Source organism: Aliiroseovarius zhejiangensis, assembly GCF_014656375.1.
Lineage (GTDB): Bacteria > Pseudomonadota > Alphaproteobacteria > Rhodobacterales > Rhodobacteraceae > Aliiroseovarius > Aliiroseovarius zhejiangensis.
Genome location: NZ_BNCH01000001.1, coordinates 216,575 through 230,934 on the forward strand (window position 1 = coordinate 216,575; position 14,360 = coordinate 230,934).

Genomic DNA, 14,360 nt, shown 5'->3' on the forward strand with positions numbered 1-14,360 from the left:
AGCCGTTTCCTGCTATACTTGCAGCATTAGTTTATGGATTGAGGCACCCATGGCCCAGCATTTTACCGACACCGAATGGCGAGAGATCGAGGCACATCTGGACGCAGCCCTTGCCCAAAACCCAGAAGCCTATGGCCTGCCGGAACGGCGCGACGGGTCCGTGATCCTGATGTCGTGGAACATTCGCAAGTTCGGAGCGGTTGCCGACCGGGACGGGTTGAAGAAAAGCGCGGGCGCCACGCGGATGATTGAACGCATCGCCGCGCAGGCCGATCTGCTGGCCATTCAGGAACAGCAGGAAAAGACGGGCGCGCTGGAAGCATTGATCACTGCATTGGGCGGTTCTCACAACGTGATTTACAGCGATGTGACGGGCCGCAGTCCTGGTTACAAGGGTATGTCGGAACGGTTTGCTTTTCTATATCGCGAGGACCGGGTGCGGTTGGGGCATCTGGCCTCGGATCTGTCCTATGACCGCACCGCGATCGCCGCAAACATGAACGAGGCGCTGAAAGCCTCCTTTGACACCAGCGTGCCGGGTCAGGACGACCCCGGCTATCTTGAGCAGTTGATGAACTGGGTGCAGAACACCACCCGCCTGATGGGGTCACAGTTTTCCAAATTCGTGCAGTTCATCCGCAGCCCCTATCTTGTCGAGTTCGTGATCGGCGGACCGGATGGCCAATACGAGTTTTATGCCGTCAACGCGCATCTGGTGTCCGGCAAGAAGAACGAGCGGGAGCAGGAGTTCTTTGCGCTTCTGGAGTGGCTTCTGCATGACAGCCGCAAAACGGTTGGCGAACGGCGCAAGATCATCCTGATCATGGGGGATCTGAACATGGATTTCGACAGCTCGAACGCCGACCGGCGGATCGGGATCGAAAACTATGTGACCGGGATCAACGCCAAGCGGCGGCTGGATGCCAAGGTAAACTTCCCGTTCCTGGATGGCAGTTTCAACACCAACGCACGGCGCACCCAGACCTATGACCACATCGCGTGGCTGGCCGATGATACACGCCTGCCGCGTGGGCGTCATAACGGGTTGGCGGGCACGCTTGGGCTAGACCAGTTCAATTACGGCATGTTCGATTTCGTGCAATTGTTCACCGAGGCTGGCCCCGGCCGACTGCCAGACGGCACCCCGGACTATAACCGTTTCGCACATGATCTGTCCGATCACATGCCGATCTGGGTCAGGCTGCCCCGGCCCGCGTCAGATCAGACCCGGTTCACGACGTAGGCGGCAGCGGGCAGTCATCCGGTTGGGCCTTCCAGCACAGACCGTCATATTCGCGCGGGCTGGTCACGGTGACATTCACCAGATCGCGCGGATAGATGCCGGTCCACCGCACAGGGAAGGGTGGCACGTATTTCGCGACCGTTTCCACCACGATCAGTTTCTCGCCCCTGTACATCTTGGGAATATGCGGCCCCAGATATTCGCGCATTGTGGTGCGGGTGTGGTTGTAAATACCGCTGTTGAAGCTGGTTTTTGACAGACCCTTTCCCAGTTCGCGCGGATATTCGTCGTTGCAGCGTGTTGGCGAAAGGTTGCATTCCACGACGGTGACGCGCACCCAACTGCCTTCCCTGGTCCCGGACATGTATTCGAACAGCTCATCCAGCCCTTCCAGCGTCGTGCGGTCGAACGAGTGGAGCCGCGACAGGTAGTCGGCGATCGCATAATTCGCTTTCAGTGCAAGGCTTTGGCGGCGATACGCCTCAAAATAAGTATAGGTCGCCATCAGTCCGAACAGCAGGATAGGCAGGATGATCACGCTTTCGACCGTGATTGATGCGGCCTCGACCCGCGCGAATTTGCGCAAGCCCGCCCGTGCGCGCCGCACCGTGCGGCCACCGGAGGCGAGGAGTGTCATCAGATTGCTAAACATCGTCCCTGCCCTCATGGTTCATTCACATAAGTTGACATGGCAACAATCGCGACCGCGCCGGACTTGTCGCGCGGCAGGCCCATGACATAGGGCGTCGTGAAGAAGAACGGGTCTTTCTTCACACAGACACGGATCAGCAGCAGATCTCCACCACCACCCGGCCCGTATTCCACATTCTCCGGCTGTTTATAGTCGTTTGCCCGGTCGACACATTCAATCGGCCCGGTGGGCAGGGTCCACCCCACCCCGTCGATCTTGCGCACGTCGATGGTCATTTCCCGTTCGCAATCGTGAAACAGGATGGTGTCTTCGCAGATGTTTTTCTTCAGGACGGTCATGTCCTCGGGGCGGTTTGTGCCCAAACGCATGCCGCGGACGTTCACATCAACAGCCCGCTCCAACATCATCGACCGCATGCCATAGATGCTCAGTTCGAAGGATGTCAGGAACAGGGTCAGGAAGAACGGAAACCACATCACGAACTCGATGGTCGTATTGCCGTCGCGTGCGCGCAACCTGTGCCAGATCTGTTTACATACCCGTTTCATTCGTACTGTTCCGTTGTCCTGTCAGGACGCTCCTGTTTCCAGATAGCCTGCCCCGTGGGCGTTCCCGTAACCTGTGCTCACGACCGTCAGTTGATCAGCCGCAACTTGTTGATATCCGCCGCGATTTTCGAAAACACCTTGCCGATGTCCAAGGCGCTGACCTTGTAATGCAGAAGCTCGGGCTTGCCGCTTTCGCCAACCTTGGTGGACGCGCATTTCTGCATCGCATCTGTCGCCGTGTCGGGGGTTTCCATCTCGATCGTATAGATGGTAATGCCCGCGTTCTTGGCCGCCGTGCATTGATCCAGCAGGCGCTGGTCGATGTCGCGGGTGCCATTGCCGTCCGAGTCATTGCTGTTCGAGATCAGGCGACCGGGCGCGTTCTTGTTTGCCGGCAACAGCCAGTCAAATCTCTCGACGAAGCCCCAGGTGTATTTCTTCTTCCAGAGCTCCTGCCAGGTCAGTTGGCTGGTATAGCTATCAAATTCTGAGCGCGTGGGCGTACAGTAATTTCTGCCATGTCGGCTGGACCAGAAGCAGTCGTTCCGACCATTCTTGCCATACGGGTGTTCTTCCCAACGTGTTTCGCCTGTGGCCGGCAGGAACCACATATACTTGTTTGTATCAGCCTTATAGACCGACATGATGTCCCGGTCATTATAGGTGTTCAGCCAGAAGGGTGACGGTCCGGTCCGGTATCCATCAAACAGATGGTGGTGGTTGGTGTTCTGACCATCGGTCATCAGCACCAGGAACTTCGACGAAGATGTGGTGGCCGGATTGAACGGGCGGCCCGCGAAGGCTGCATCGACTTCACCATCGTCGATCAGCGCCGACACAACCGTTTGCGCCTTGTGATGCAGAAGCGCCGAACCCCATTTCAAACCGATGTCGATCGCGGTATCACCTTCTGCGCTCAGGGCATTGATCTTCGCTTCCATCTGGGTCGGCGAATCCTCAAAAGGCACAACCTCGCGCCAACTGTCCGTATGGCAAGACAGATAGGCATCGCTGTTGTTGCTTTTGTAATTGCCGCCATAGCGATAGAACTTCGCCGCCTGGCGCAACGGGACGTCCGGATCGACATAGGCGGACCGGAAGGTCGCATCGGGATAGAAGGTCGCGCAATAGGCATCGGTCTGGGCGTCTTGCCGGGTGAACTTCGTCAAGAGCGTCTGCCCGACATTCACCTGTGTGGAATAGGGGATCAGCGACAGCGATGTCTTCTTGTGCGTGATCGTGCAATTGGTCGAGGTCGTTCCGTCATTCGGATTGCACAACAAAAGGTTCGAAAACTCCTTCGCGGCCTTGCGCAGCTCGTAAATCTTGGAATTGCCCGTGGTGGATGTATTGCCCATCGACCCGGACACGTCCACCACCAGCGAAATCTCGGTCAGCGCGTTCACCTTGGCCGCCGCGCCTGCTGCGGGCGCGCTCAGGTAACTGACGCCGGTCGATGGCAGGAAGGGAAACGGATTGTCCAGAAGGGGTGTGCGCACATCCATCTTGGCGTAGCCCGACACCATGGTGCCGTCCGACTTCACCGTCACCACAACGTCTTCCGGTTTGATGAACCCATCAAGGCCCGCGCGCTTGAAGTAATCCATCACCACGCTTTTGCGGTCGTTTTCCTGATCCGGGTGGGCCGCGGCCAGAAGCGCACGGTCCAGCGTGGCCTGCAAGCGGGTGCGCTGCATTTCATATCGCATCAGGTCAATCGACAGGCCCGAAACGATCAGCAGGGTCATGAACAGGAACATCGTCAGGATGAACATCGCCCCGTCTTCCTCGCGGGCGAAAGTGTTGAGCCGACCCCGTCGCAACAGGCCCGCCACACTGGATTTGAAACCGCCCAAGCAGTCGTTCCGGCGCTTCATGTCGATCTCCCTTCCCATGCCCCCGCACGGTACCAATTCACACGTACTAACTTTTTAATCTTTCGATAATAATTCGAAAGCTATGGCAAAACTAAGGCAATTTCTTTACGAAAGCGAGCAAACTCGCCCAAATACGCCTGATTGTCCGCAGCTTAAAAACAGAAAGCCGCCTGAGCACGGTTTTGCATTGGATGTCGAACCAATGGCACGGGAAACCGGGGTGGCATTGGGGCCGATTAGGCCTAACCTGTTCAAAGAAACGCCGCCGAAAATCGATTCTGCGGCAGTGCAGCAAAGTACGCAGGGGTATGAAAAATGGCTGATATGGCTAACATCAAAGAGCCGAGTTTCCGCGATTCCGTGAACCTGATGTTCGACCGCGCGGTCGCGCTCATGGATATTCCCACAGGTTTGAAAGAGAAGATCCGGGTCTGCAACTCGACCTATACCGTTCGGTTTGGCGTGCGGCTCAGGGGTGAAATCCGCACCTTTACCGGCTATCGCTCGGTCCATTCCGAACATATGGAGCCTGTCAAGGGCGGCATTCGCTATGCCTCGGCGGTGAACCAGGACGAGGTCGAGGCGCTGGCCGCCCTGATGACCTTCAAATGCGCGCTGGTGGAGACGCCGTTTGGCGGGTCCAAGGGCGGGTTGTGCATCGAACCCCGCGATTACGAGGAACACGAGCTGGAACTGATCACCCGTCGCTTCGCCTATGAACTGGCCAAGCGCGACCTGATCAACCCATCGCAGAACGTCCCTGCCCCCGACATGGGCACCGGCGAACGCGAAATGGCGTGGATCGCAGACCAATATGCCCGGATGAACACCACCGACATCAACGCACGCGCCTGTGTCACCGGCAAGCCCACTCATGCGGGCGGCATTTCCGGCCGGGTCGAGGCCACCGGGCGCGGCGTACAATATGCCCTGCGCGAGTTCTTCCGCCATCCCGAAGACGTGAAGATCGCCAATCTTGAGGGCAAGCTGGACGGCAAAAGGATCATCGTGCAGGGGTTGGGCAATGTGGGCTACCACGCGGCCAAGTTCCTGTCGGAAGAAGACGGGGCCAAAATCACCGGCATCATCGAACGGGACGGCGCCCTGGTGAACGAAGATGGGCTGGACGTCGAGGCAGTGCACCAATGGATTGTCCAGCACGGTTGCGTCAAGGGATTTGGCGACGCCAAGTATCTTGAGGACGGCGCGAAGGTGTTGGAAGCCGAGTGCGACATCCTGATCCCCGCCGCGCTGGAAGGGGTGATCAACCTGACCAACGCCGACCGCATTCAGGCCCCTCTGATCATCGAGGCCGCGAACGGCCCGCTGACCTCGGGTGCGGACGAAATTCTGCGCAAGAAGGGCACGGTGATCATTCCCGACCTTTATGCCAACGCAGGCGGTGTGACGGTCAGTTACTTTGAATGGGTCAAGAACCTGAGCCATATCCGCTTTGGCCGGATGCAGCGCCGCCAGGAAGAGGCACGCCACCAACTTGTGGTGGACGAACTGGAGCGGCTGGACCGCTATCTGGGCGATGCCTGGTCGATGACGCCGCAGTTCAAGGAAAAATACCTGCGCGGCGCGGACGAGCTGGAACTGGTCCGGTCGGGTCTGGATGACACGATGCGCACCGCCTATCAGGACATGCGCGAGGTCTGGCATGCCCGCGACGATGTGGATGATCTGCGGATGGCGGCCTATATCGTGGCGATCAAGCGCGTGGCGGCAAGCTACCGCGCCAAGGGTCTCTGACCCCAGCGACCCCCGGCTGCCGCCTTTGCGGACTGCATCAAGGCGGCAGCGTAACCTGCTGACGATATTTGATTTACCGGCGCAGGTGGTCGCTTTTCGCCGCGTCCTGCAAGGCCCAGTATTGCAGGGCATCACGTATGCCCTCGGCCGCCTGCCTGCGCCAGTTTTCATCCTGCAACAGCTTGCGGTCGCGGGGCGAGGACAGGAATCCCAGTTCGATCAGGGCGGACGGAATATCGGGCGCCTTCAACACCGAAAACCCCGCCTTCATGCGCGGGCTTTTATAGGTCGACCGGGTTGCCGAATGGATCCCTTCCACCAGAGCGTCGGCCAGGGCTTCGGAACGTGGCGTGGTCTCGGTGCGCGCCAGATCCATCAGGACCAATGCCACCTCGTCCGACTGGCGGGTCAGATCGACACCGGCCAGAATGTCCTCCCGGTCATGCCGCTCGGCCAGGGATTGCGAGGCGGCATCGGTGGCCGCGTCCGACAGGGTATAGACGGTCGCCCCGGTGGCCCGCCCCTGTGCCAGGGCATCCGCGTGCAGCGACAGGAACACGTCGGCCCCGGCCCGGCGGGCAATGGTCACCCGTTCCTCCAGCGGGACGAAGATGTCGCTGTCACGGGTCAGAACGACCTTGAACCCGCCCGAGCGCAACAGCGTCTCCTGCAACTGCCGGGCAAAGGTCAGCATCAGATCGGCCTCGACCACGCCTTCGCGCTCGGCGCCGGGGTCAATGCCGCCATGGCCGGGATCCAGCACCACCACAAGGTCGCCAAACCCGGTCTGGCGCGTCTTGGGCGATGGCATCGGGCGCGGCGTGACGGGGGTGAACACAGCGCTGTCCGGCGCACCGGTGGTGGCGGCGAATTCTTCCGGTGACGATTGCGCCAGGTCCAGGGACAGGACGGCTGTCCCGCCCTCGCCATCGGGGCTGGTCATCCAGGCGTTTTCCACAACCATCGGGGCGGACAGGGTCAGGACAAGTCGCGTCCAGCCGGGGCGAAACAGCCCCGCGCGCAGATCCGCCACGCGCTCGGACATGTCGCGCAGGGCACCGGTATCAAGCCCGGACCAGTCCAGTTCGGAAAAATCCAACACGACGCGCTGTGGGTCGTCCAGCGTAAACACTCGCCAGGGCACGGCGCGTGTCATCTCGATCGTGACCGCCGCGCCCCGCCAGCGGTCGGTGATCGTGACCCCTGCCCCGGCCAGTCTGGCCAGCCCTGTCAGCTTCTGCGCCGCGTGCTTTGGCCGTGGCGGGGTTGCCGGGGGCACAGCTGACGGGTCAGAGGGTGCGGCACCATCCGTCGCCCTATGTGGTCGCGGCTCGGGCTGCACAGATGTTGCAGGGGCGGCACTGTCCTGCCCCATCGCGACACTGGCCATGCCAGTCACCAGCGCAAAATATCCTGCCGCCAGCAGGGCTGCCCCCGCCCTGCCCGTCGTCCATGTCGTCATGTTCCAGCAACCCTGCCCGAGCTTTCCTTTGGACGAAGCTTACCAAGCTCCGCCCGGAAGGTCAGCCCAAATTGAACAGGCAATGCGCGTTCAGCTGTCTTCGCGTTTCTCGGCGATGATCTGTTCCATCTGCTCCAGCGGCATGTAACCGCGCGCCATTGTATCGTGCATCACGAAGGCCGGCGTACCGGTGATCTGCAACCGCTGCCCCAGCGCCCGGTTTTCGGCCAGAACCCTGTCCACTTCGGGCGCATCCATCCCGTCGGCAATCGCCTGCCCGTCCAGCCCAAGCTCATCCCCCAACGCGATCAGGCTTTCGGTCGTGACCGGCCCGCGTAGCGTGATCAGGGCATCGTGCAGCTTGGCATAGGCATCTTCGCCCGCCAGCAACTGGCCCGAAATCGCGAACCGGGCCGACAACATGCTGGCTTCGCTGAGGATTGGAAACTCTTTCAGGATCAGGCGCACACCGGTGTCCTTTTCCAAAAGCTCTTGCAGGACGTCATAGGACTTGCGGCAATATCCGCACTGGTAATCGACGAACTCGACGATGGTGATGTCACCATCAGGATTGCCCGAAACGTGGGAAAACCCATCGTTGAACAGCGCATCGGCATTGACCTTCACAAGATCCGCATCCATCGCATCCTGTGCCTCGGCCTGGCGCTGCTCCAACACGCCGATGGCTTCCATCAGCACCTCGGGATTGTCCAGCAGATAGGCGCGAATCTCGTCGCGAAAAGCGTTGCGTTCGTCATCCGTCATGCTGGTCAGATCCAGCGCGGTGCCCGGCAGGGCCATTGCGAAGGTCAGCGCAGAGGTCAGGGCCAGGGGCCTTAGGAAATTCATGTCGTTCGTCCGTTCCTGTTTTGGCGCACAGTTCGTTGCGCAATTATTCTAGCAGCCGGGTGTGCCCCGTAACTGCACAATCCCGCGATCACCCCCGCATTTACGCGATTGGCGCGACACTGCCAACCAGTCGTCTGCCTGTGGGCGCTGCGACATAATCCGCACGCGGACGGCATTGACTTTACCCCGTATGGAAGGCACCCAGACGGGCGCACAGCAAAAGGATGTTGCCATGAAAAGCTCGACCCGCGGCATTGTCGATCCGTTTATCGTCATGGATGTGATGGAGGCCGCCCGCGCCGCCGAAGCGTCGGGCCGTGACATCATCCACATGGAGGTGGGTCAGCCGTCGACCCCGGCCCCCACGAAAGCCCGCGAGGCGCTGGCGGATGCGATGAAAGGCGAGCCGTTGGGCTATACCGTCTCACTGGGCCTTCCGGCACTTCGGCAAGGCATCGCAAGACTTTATAAAGACTGGTATAATCTGGAAATCGACCCCACCCGCGTTGTGGTCACTCCGGGCAGTTCCGGGGCTTTCATCCTGGCCTTCACCGCGCTGTTTGACGCGGGCGACAAGGTGGGGCTGGGTGAGCCGGGATATCCGTCCTATCGGCAAATCCTGAAGGCCCTGAACCTTACCCCCGTGGGCATTCCGACCCGCGCGGAAAACCGCCTGCAACCTGTCCCGTCCGAGATCCCCGGCGATCTGGCCGGGCTGATCACCGCCTCGCCCGCCAACCCGTCGGGCACGATGCTGGATCACGCGGCCCTTGAAGGGCTGATCGGCACCTGCCACGCGCAGGGCACCAGTTTCATTGCCGACGAGATCTATCACGGTCTGCAATACGAGGGGCGCGCGGTCTCGGCGCTTGAAGTCTCCGACGACATTTACGTGATCAACAGCTTTTCCAAGTATTTCTCGATGACCGGCTGGCGGGTGGGCTGGATGATCGTGCCCGAAGACCATGTGCGCCTGATCGAACGGCTGGCCCAGAACATGTTCATCTGCCCCTCGCATGCCAGCCAGATCGCCGCCCTCGCCGCGCTGGAGGCGCGTGACGAGCTGGACGCGAACCTCGCCACCTATGCCACCAACCGCCAGTTGATGATCGAGGAGTTGCCCAGGATCGGGTTCGACAAGATCGCCCCACCCGACGGGGCGTTCTATATCTATGCCGATATTCGCGACCTGACCGATGCCAGCCGTGCGCTGGCTGCTGAAATCCTCGACAAGGCAGGCGTCGCGGTGACCCCCGGTCTGGATTTCGATCCGGTGCGCGGGCATCAGACACTGCGCTTTTCCTATGCCCGGTCAACGGATGAAATTCGCGAAGGGTTGGCGCGGCTGGCGAGGTTCATGTCCAGAAGGCGGCGTGCATAAAGCGTTCAGATCGCAGCGAATCGCGCTGTTGTCGCATCAACTTGGGCCTGATGGTAGGGCCCTGATTTTCCATAACTGATTGACAATTCTCTGGTCGTTTCAATTATCGCGCGTTCTTCTCACCAAAAAGAAAACGCAGGATGGCCCAAACTGCAAAATGAGGCGTTCATTGCACCTTTTAGCCTTTTCTTAGCCCGGATGCTGTTTAATTAGAACAAAGCGCAGAAAGATGGCGGTTTCGGATCAGTAGTAACGATTGGTTGGGTTAGCGTATGCCACAAGGATATTTGGTACAGCTTGGTGACAATTCTCTGGATGCTGGCGACAGTATCGGTGATCCGCTTGTCACGTTTACCACGGCATCCTCCATTGGTGCAGGCGAGTGGGTGTGGTCGGGTACGTATGGTGGCAGCACTTACACTAACGAGGTTGAACCCGGCGTTTATTACGAGGCCTCAGATGGTAACGTGTATTTCGTACCTGACCTTGGCCCCGTTGACACAATTTCGTCATCTTCGGTCGTGTCTGCCCCCGCCTATTCCACAAATGACGGCATCCTGACCGGCACCAGCGGCGATGATGTCATCGACGACACCTTCGTCGACGAGGATGGTGATGTTGTCGATGGCAACGACAGCATCAGCACAGGCGGCAATGACGACATCATCTATGGGTATGAAGGCAACGATACCATCGCTGCGGGCGCGGCCAACGACACTGTCTATGGTGGTGATGGGAACGATACGATTGATGGCGGGGCTGGCGACGATGTCATCTATGGTGACAACGAACCCGCCACGCCCGATCCCGCGACACTGAATTGGGGATCAGCATCGTCCAATGGAACATTCGCGGTATCCGGCACGACGCAAACCGTGAATGTCGCGATATCGACCAACACATCCACCAGCGGCCAGACCGCGACGGCCACCTCGAATGGGTCACCATCAGAGCCCGGTCTGTGGGTCAGCGGCGTCACCGATCCGATCACGACGACCATGTCTTTCGACACGCCGGTCGAAAATGTCTCGTTCGAGGTATATGACCTCGATTTCTCGGCTGGGGGGTGGGACGACCGCATCACGATCACCGCAACCGATGCCGATGGAAAACCGATCACGATCAATTTCTCGGACCTTGACGGGTTGCATTCGGTGTCCGGCGGACAGGTGGATGCAGATGGCGCAGCTAGCAACGGGGTCGAAACCAGCGGGGCGGACGATTCCGTCACTGTCACGATTCCCGGCCCGTTGTCGGATATCACCTTCGTGTTCGACAATGGTGAAAGCGTAGCCCGCAGCGGAATGTTCGGCGTCGGCAACATGACATTTGACATACTTCCGCCCGAGGCCACGGACACCGGCGGCGATGACACGATCGACGGTGGCGATGGGGCAGATACGATCTATGGCCAAGGCGGCGATGACACGCTGACCGGTGGATTGGGGGCTGATACGCTGGATGGCGGTGCGGGCAGCGATACGCTGAACGTGGCGGCGGGTGACACCGCATCGGGCGGCACCGGGTCAGACATTTTCAACCTGGATGCGGCAACCGCACTGGACGGATCGGGGCCAACCATCACCATCGACGGTGGCGAAGATGATGATGATGGTGACACCGACACGCTTTATCTGAACCACCTTGTCGACGACTGGGACGATGTGGTGTTCGATCCGGGCAATTCGGAAAACGGCACCGCGACCCTGTCCGATGGCACGGTGCTGACCTTCACGAATATCGAAAGCGTCATCATCTGCTTTACCTCGGACACCATGATTCTGACCGACCGCGGGGAACGCCCCGTTCAGGATTTGCGTCCCGGAGATATGGTCGTGACCCGTGACAATGGGCTGCAGCCGATCCGCTGGATGGGCCAGAAGACCGTATCCGGCACCGGCAACCTGGCCCCGATCCGGATCGCGCCGGGTGGGTTCGGGAATGACCGGCCGCTTCTGGTCTCGCCACAGCACCGCATGGTTTTCGCCGGTTACGAGGCTAGCCTGCTGTTTGCCGAACGCGAAGTGATGGTGCCCGCCAAGCACCTGTTGGACGGTCGCGGCGCCGTGCTGGCCCCGATGGAACAGGTGACCTATTTCCACATGATGTTCGACCGCCACGAAGTCGTGTTCGCCAACAATGCCGCGACTGAAAGCTTCCATCCCGGCCACCAAGGCCTGGCGGCCATCGACGCCGCCGCGCGGGACGAGTTGTTTGCCCTGTTCCCCGACTTGCGCGCGGATCCGTGCCACTATGGCGACACGGCCCGCCCGGTCTTGCGCGCGTTTGAAGCAGGCGCCCTGCCCTGCGTCGCCTAACGTCACCCGCGCAAACCCTCAATCGCGCACCATAAACCGAACGCGCCGCGCAAACTGGGGCGCTGCGGGGTTCGGCGGGTGCAGAATTGCTGTCCGCGAAACCCCGGTGACAGATAGTCCATGGGAAGGTGATCAGGGTGCCGATGCCGTGATACCGCGTTCAGCGGCGCTGGTTTCGCGAACACGGACGCCTTCTGCGAAACCCTCGCAAAGTCCGGTGGCATCGCGACAAGTGCCTTGGCGCTGGATGCGATCAAAGGCGCGGGCGTCGAAACGGCGCGGATCGCGGGAGGCCGTTTACCGCGCGGCCTGGCGGACCGATTCTGTCGGATCCCGACACCACGGTCTGCATGCCACAACCGTCGCGGATGCCCGAGGCACAGATGCCCCATCCTCCCGGCACCGAAACCTGATGTTTTGACTGTCACACGGCCCCGATCCGCGACGGGGCGGTGTCAGTTGATCCCGTTTTCCCGCTGCACCGCGCGGATGAAGTCGATCACGCTCGCCACCTCGGCCCGGGTGATCCCCTCGACCGGGGCCATGTCGCCGAATTTCCAGTGATGGGCCCGCACGCCTTGTTCGGCCGCCATGTAGAAGGCGATGTCGGCATGATGTGACGGTTCATAAATCTTGTGGATCAGGGGGGGTCCCGCCCCGTCGACACCCCCTGCATTCGTGCCGTGGCAGGCGGCGCATTTGGCCACGAATACCGTCTGGCCGATCTGTTGTGCATCGGTCAGCGCCGGCATGTTCACCGGCACGAGTGGATCGCCCGGCGCGGCGGTGTCGCCTGCGCCCATTGCATTCTGATCGGACGGGGCGGTCCGGGTCAGGGCCCAGCCTGCCACAACCGCGGCCAGAACCGCGATACCGGCATAGGTCAGCTTTGGGTTGGATCGAATCATGTGATCTCCTTTTTGTCTGACCGCCACCGTGGGCGTTCCATCGACTGGAAGGTCAACAGCGAAAGGTCAGGGTCAGGCGACCGACGAGCGCATTGCGGGGTCAGCCCCTTTCTGCGACGACCAGTCCCGCGCCGCATCGCCAAAGGCACGGAACAGGATTTGCGAGACGGGATCCTGCGTGGCGTTGTATTCGGGGTGCCATTGCACCGACAGCGTGAACCCGGGGGCGTCCTGAATCACGATGGCTTCCGGTGTGCCATCATCGGCGTGACCTTCGATCACGATACGCGACCCGGCGGTCTTAATCCCCTGCCCATGCAGGGTGTTGGTGCGCACGCAGGTGGCACCCAGCAACTGATGAAACACGCCGCCTTCGTGCAAATGCACGTCGTGGCGAATGGCGAATTTCTCCTCCAGCGTGCCATCAGGTGGCATCCGGTGGTTCATCCGCCCCGGCAGGTCACGGATTTCGGGATAAAGCGTGCCACCCATGGCGACGTTGACCTCTTGAAAGCCGCGGCAGATGCCGAAGAAAGGCTGGCCCCGATCGACGCAGGCCCGGATCAGTGGCAGTGTGATGGCGTCGCGGCAGCGGTCAAATTCGCCATGCGCTTCGGTTTCGTCCTCGCCATATTCTGCGGGGTGAACATTGGGCCGCCCACCGGTGAACAGGAACCCGTCGCAGGTGTCCAGAAGCTCGTCCACCGTCACGAAGCGCGGGTCCGACGGCACGATCAGCGGCAGGCAGCCCGCGACCTGCGAAATGGCTTCGGAATTCATGGTGCCGCCCGCATGGGTCGGATATTGGTCGTTGACCAGATAGCTGTTGCCAATGATGCCAATGATCGGTCGGGTCATACCTGCTCCGCGTGATCTGTTCAGGTGCGGAAAGATACTGTACCGCAGATGCCTGCACAACGGGTTTGGCGCGTGATTACCCTTCCGGCACCAGCCCTGCGGCTTTGATGCCCGCCTCGCCTGCGGCCAGATCGTTTTCCGAGGTGTCACCCGACACGCCCACGCCGCCCACGACGTCACCTTCGGCGTTGCGCACGATGAACCCGCCCGGCACGGGGACCAGCTTGCCGCCATAGGCCACATTGGCCGCCGCGATGAAATAGGCCTGCGCCTCGGCGCGGTCGCGCTGTGCGGTGCCGCCAATGCCCAGCATGACCGAACCATAGGCCTTGCCGCGCGCCAGATCGAACCGACCGGCGGGCGCCCCGTCAGAGCGTTCAAAGGCGATCAGATGCCCGCCCGCATCGACCACAGCGACCGAAAGTGGTTTCATCTTGGCCTTTTCGGCATGGTTCAGGGTTTCGCGCACGATAACCCGCGCAGCCTCCAGTGAAATCCTGTTCATGTGT

The 14,360-nt window shown here is 60.6% G+C and carries 12 protein-coding genes; 4 read left to right on the plus strand and 8 right to left on the minus strand.

Annotation, left to right across the window (positions count from 1 at the left end):
- Nucleotides 1-49: 49 nt before the first annotated feature.
- A complete protein-coding gene (locus IE188_RS00995; protein WP_191284614.1) occupies nucleotides 50-1,243 on the plus strand; it encodes an exonuclease/endonuclease/phosphatase family protein in 1,194 nt (397 codons plus the stop codon).
- Here the strand turns inward: IE188_RS00995 and IE188_RS01000 are convergent.
- The 3 genes from IE188_RS01000 to IE188_RS01010 form a co-directional block, all read right to left on the minus strand.
- Nucleotides 1,233-1,895 carry a TadE/TadG family type IV pilus assembly protein gene (locus IE188_RS01000; RefSeq protein WP_191284615.1) on the minus strand — a complete coding sequence of 221 codons (663 nt, stop codon included), beginning with the start codon at nucleotides 1,893-1,895 and terminating at the stop codon, nucleotides 1,233-1,235. The genes IE188_RS00995 and IE188_RS01000 overlap by 11 nt on opposite strands.
- 11 nt (nucleotides 1,896-1,906) lie before the next feature.
- Nucleotides 1,907-2,443, minus strand: coding sequence for a TadE/TadG family type IV pilus assembly protein (locus IE188_RS01005; protein WP_191284616.1), 537 nt, complete (start codon nucleotides 2,441-2,443; stop codon nucleotides 1,907-1,909).
- Nucleotides 2,444-2,529: 86 nt separating this feature from the next.
- Nucleotides 2,530-4,320, minus strand: coding sequence for a TadE/TadG family type IV pilus assembly protein (locus tag IE188_RS01010; RefSeq protein ID WP_191284617.1), 1,791 nt, complete (start codon nucleotides 4,318-4,320; stop codon nucleotides 2,530-2,532).
- A 324-nt stretch (nucleotides 4,321-4,644) separates the two neighbouring features.
- Between IE188_RS01010 and IE188_RS01015 the strand changes: the two genes are divergently transcribed.
- Nucleotides 4,645-6,075, plus strand: a complete 1,431-nt coding sequence (locus IE188_RS01015; protein ID WP_191285279.1) for a Glu/Leu/Phe/Val family dehydrogenase — start codon at nucleotides 4,645-4,647, stop codon at nucleotides 6,073-6,075.
- 73 nt (nucleotides 6,076-6,148) lie between these two features.
- On the opposite strand, the gene IE188_RS01020 is transcribed toward IE188_RS01015, so the two are convergent.
- A complete protein-coding gene (locus IE188_RS01020) occupies nucleotides 6,149-7,537 on the minus strand; it encodes an N-acetylmuramoyl-L-alanine amidase (protein WP_229836381.1) in 1,389 nt (462 codons plus the stop codon).
- Nucleotides 7,538-7,627: 90 nt separating this feature from the next.
- Nucleotides 7,628-8,386, minus strand: coding sequence for a DsbA family protein (locus IE188_RS01025; protein ID WP_191284618.1), 759 nt, complete (start codon nucleotides 8,384-8,386; stop codon nucleotides 7,628-7,630).
- A gap of 232 nt (nucleotides 8,387-8,618) precedes the next feature.
- On the opposite strand from IE188_RS01025, the gene IE188_RS01030 reads away from it, so the two are divergent.
- Together IE188_RS01030 and IE188_RS01035 are read left to right on the plus strand one after the other, a co-directional pair.
- Nucleotides 8,619-9,767, plus strand: a complete 1,149-nt coding sequence (locus IE188_RS01030) for a pyridoxal phosphate-dependent aminotransferase (protein ID WP_191284619.1) — start codon at nucleotides 8,619-8,621, stop codon at nucleotides 9,765-9,767.
- Nucleotides 9,768-10,039: 272 nt separating this feature from the next.
- On the plus strand, nucleotides 10,040-12,085 hold the full coding sequence (locus tag IE188_RS01035; RefSeq protein ID WP_191284620.1) for a Hint domain-containing protein: 2,046 nt from the start codon (nucleotides 10,040-10,042) through the stop codon (nucleotides 12,083-12,085).
- A gap of 455 nt (nucleotides 12,086-12,540) precedes the next feature.
- On the opposite strand, the gene IE188_RS01040 is transcribed toward IE188_RS01035, so the two are convergent.
- The 3 genes from IE188_RS01040 to IE188_RS01050 all read right to left on the minus strand — a co-directional run bounded on the left by IE188_RS01040 (nucleotide 12,541) and on the right by IE188_RS01050 (nucleotide 14,356).
- Complete coding sequence (locus IE188_RS01040; RefSeq protein ID WP_191284621.1) at nucleotides 12,541-12,993, minus strand: c-type cytochrome; 453 nt, start codon at nucleotides 12,991-12,993, stop codon at nucleotides 12,541-12,543.
- A gap of 72 nt (nucleotides 12,994-13,065) precedes the next feature.
- On the minus strand, nucleotides 13,066-13,851 hold the full coding sequence (locus IE188_RS01045; protein ID WP_191284622.1) for a gamma-glutamyl-gamma-aminobutyrate hydrolase family protein: 786 nt from the start codon (nucleotides 13,849-13,851) through the stop codon (nucleotides 13,066-13,068).
- 76 nt (nucleotides 13,852-13,927) lie between these two features.
- The gene (locus IE188_RS01050) at nucleotides 13,928-14,356 is read right to left on the minus strand and encodes a GlcG/HbpS family heme-binding protein (RefSeq protein WP_191284623.1); all 429 of its coding nucleotides are present in this window, start codon (nucleotides 14,354-14,356) and stop codon (nucleotides 13,928-13,930) included.
- Nucleotides 14,357-14,360: the final 4 nt, after the last annotated feature.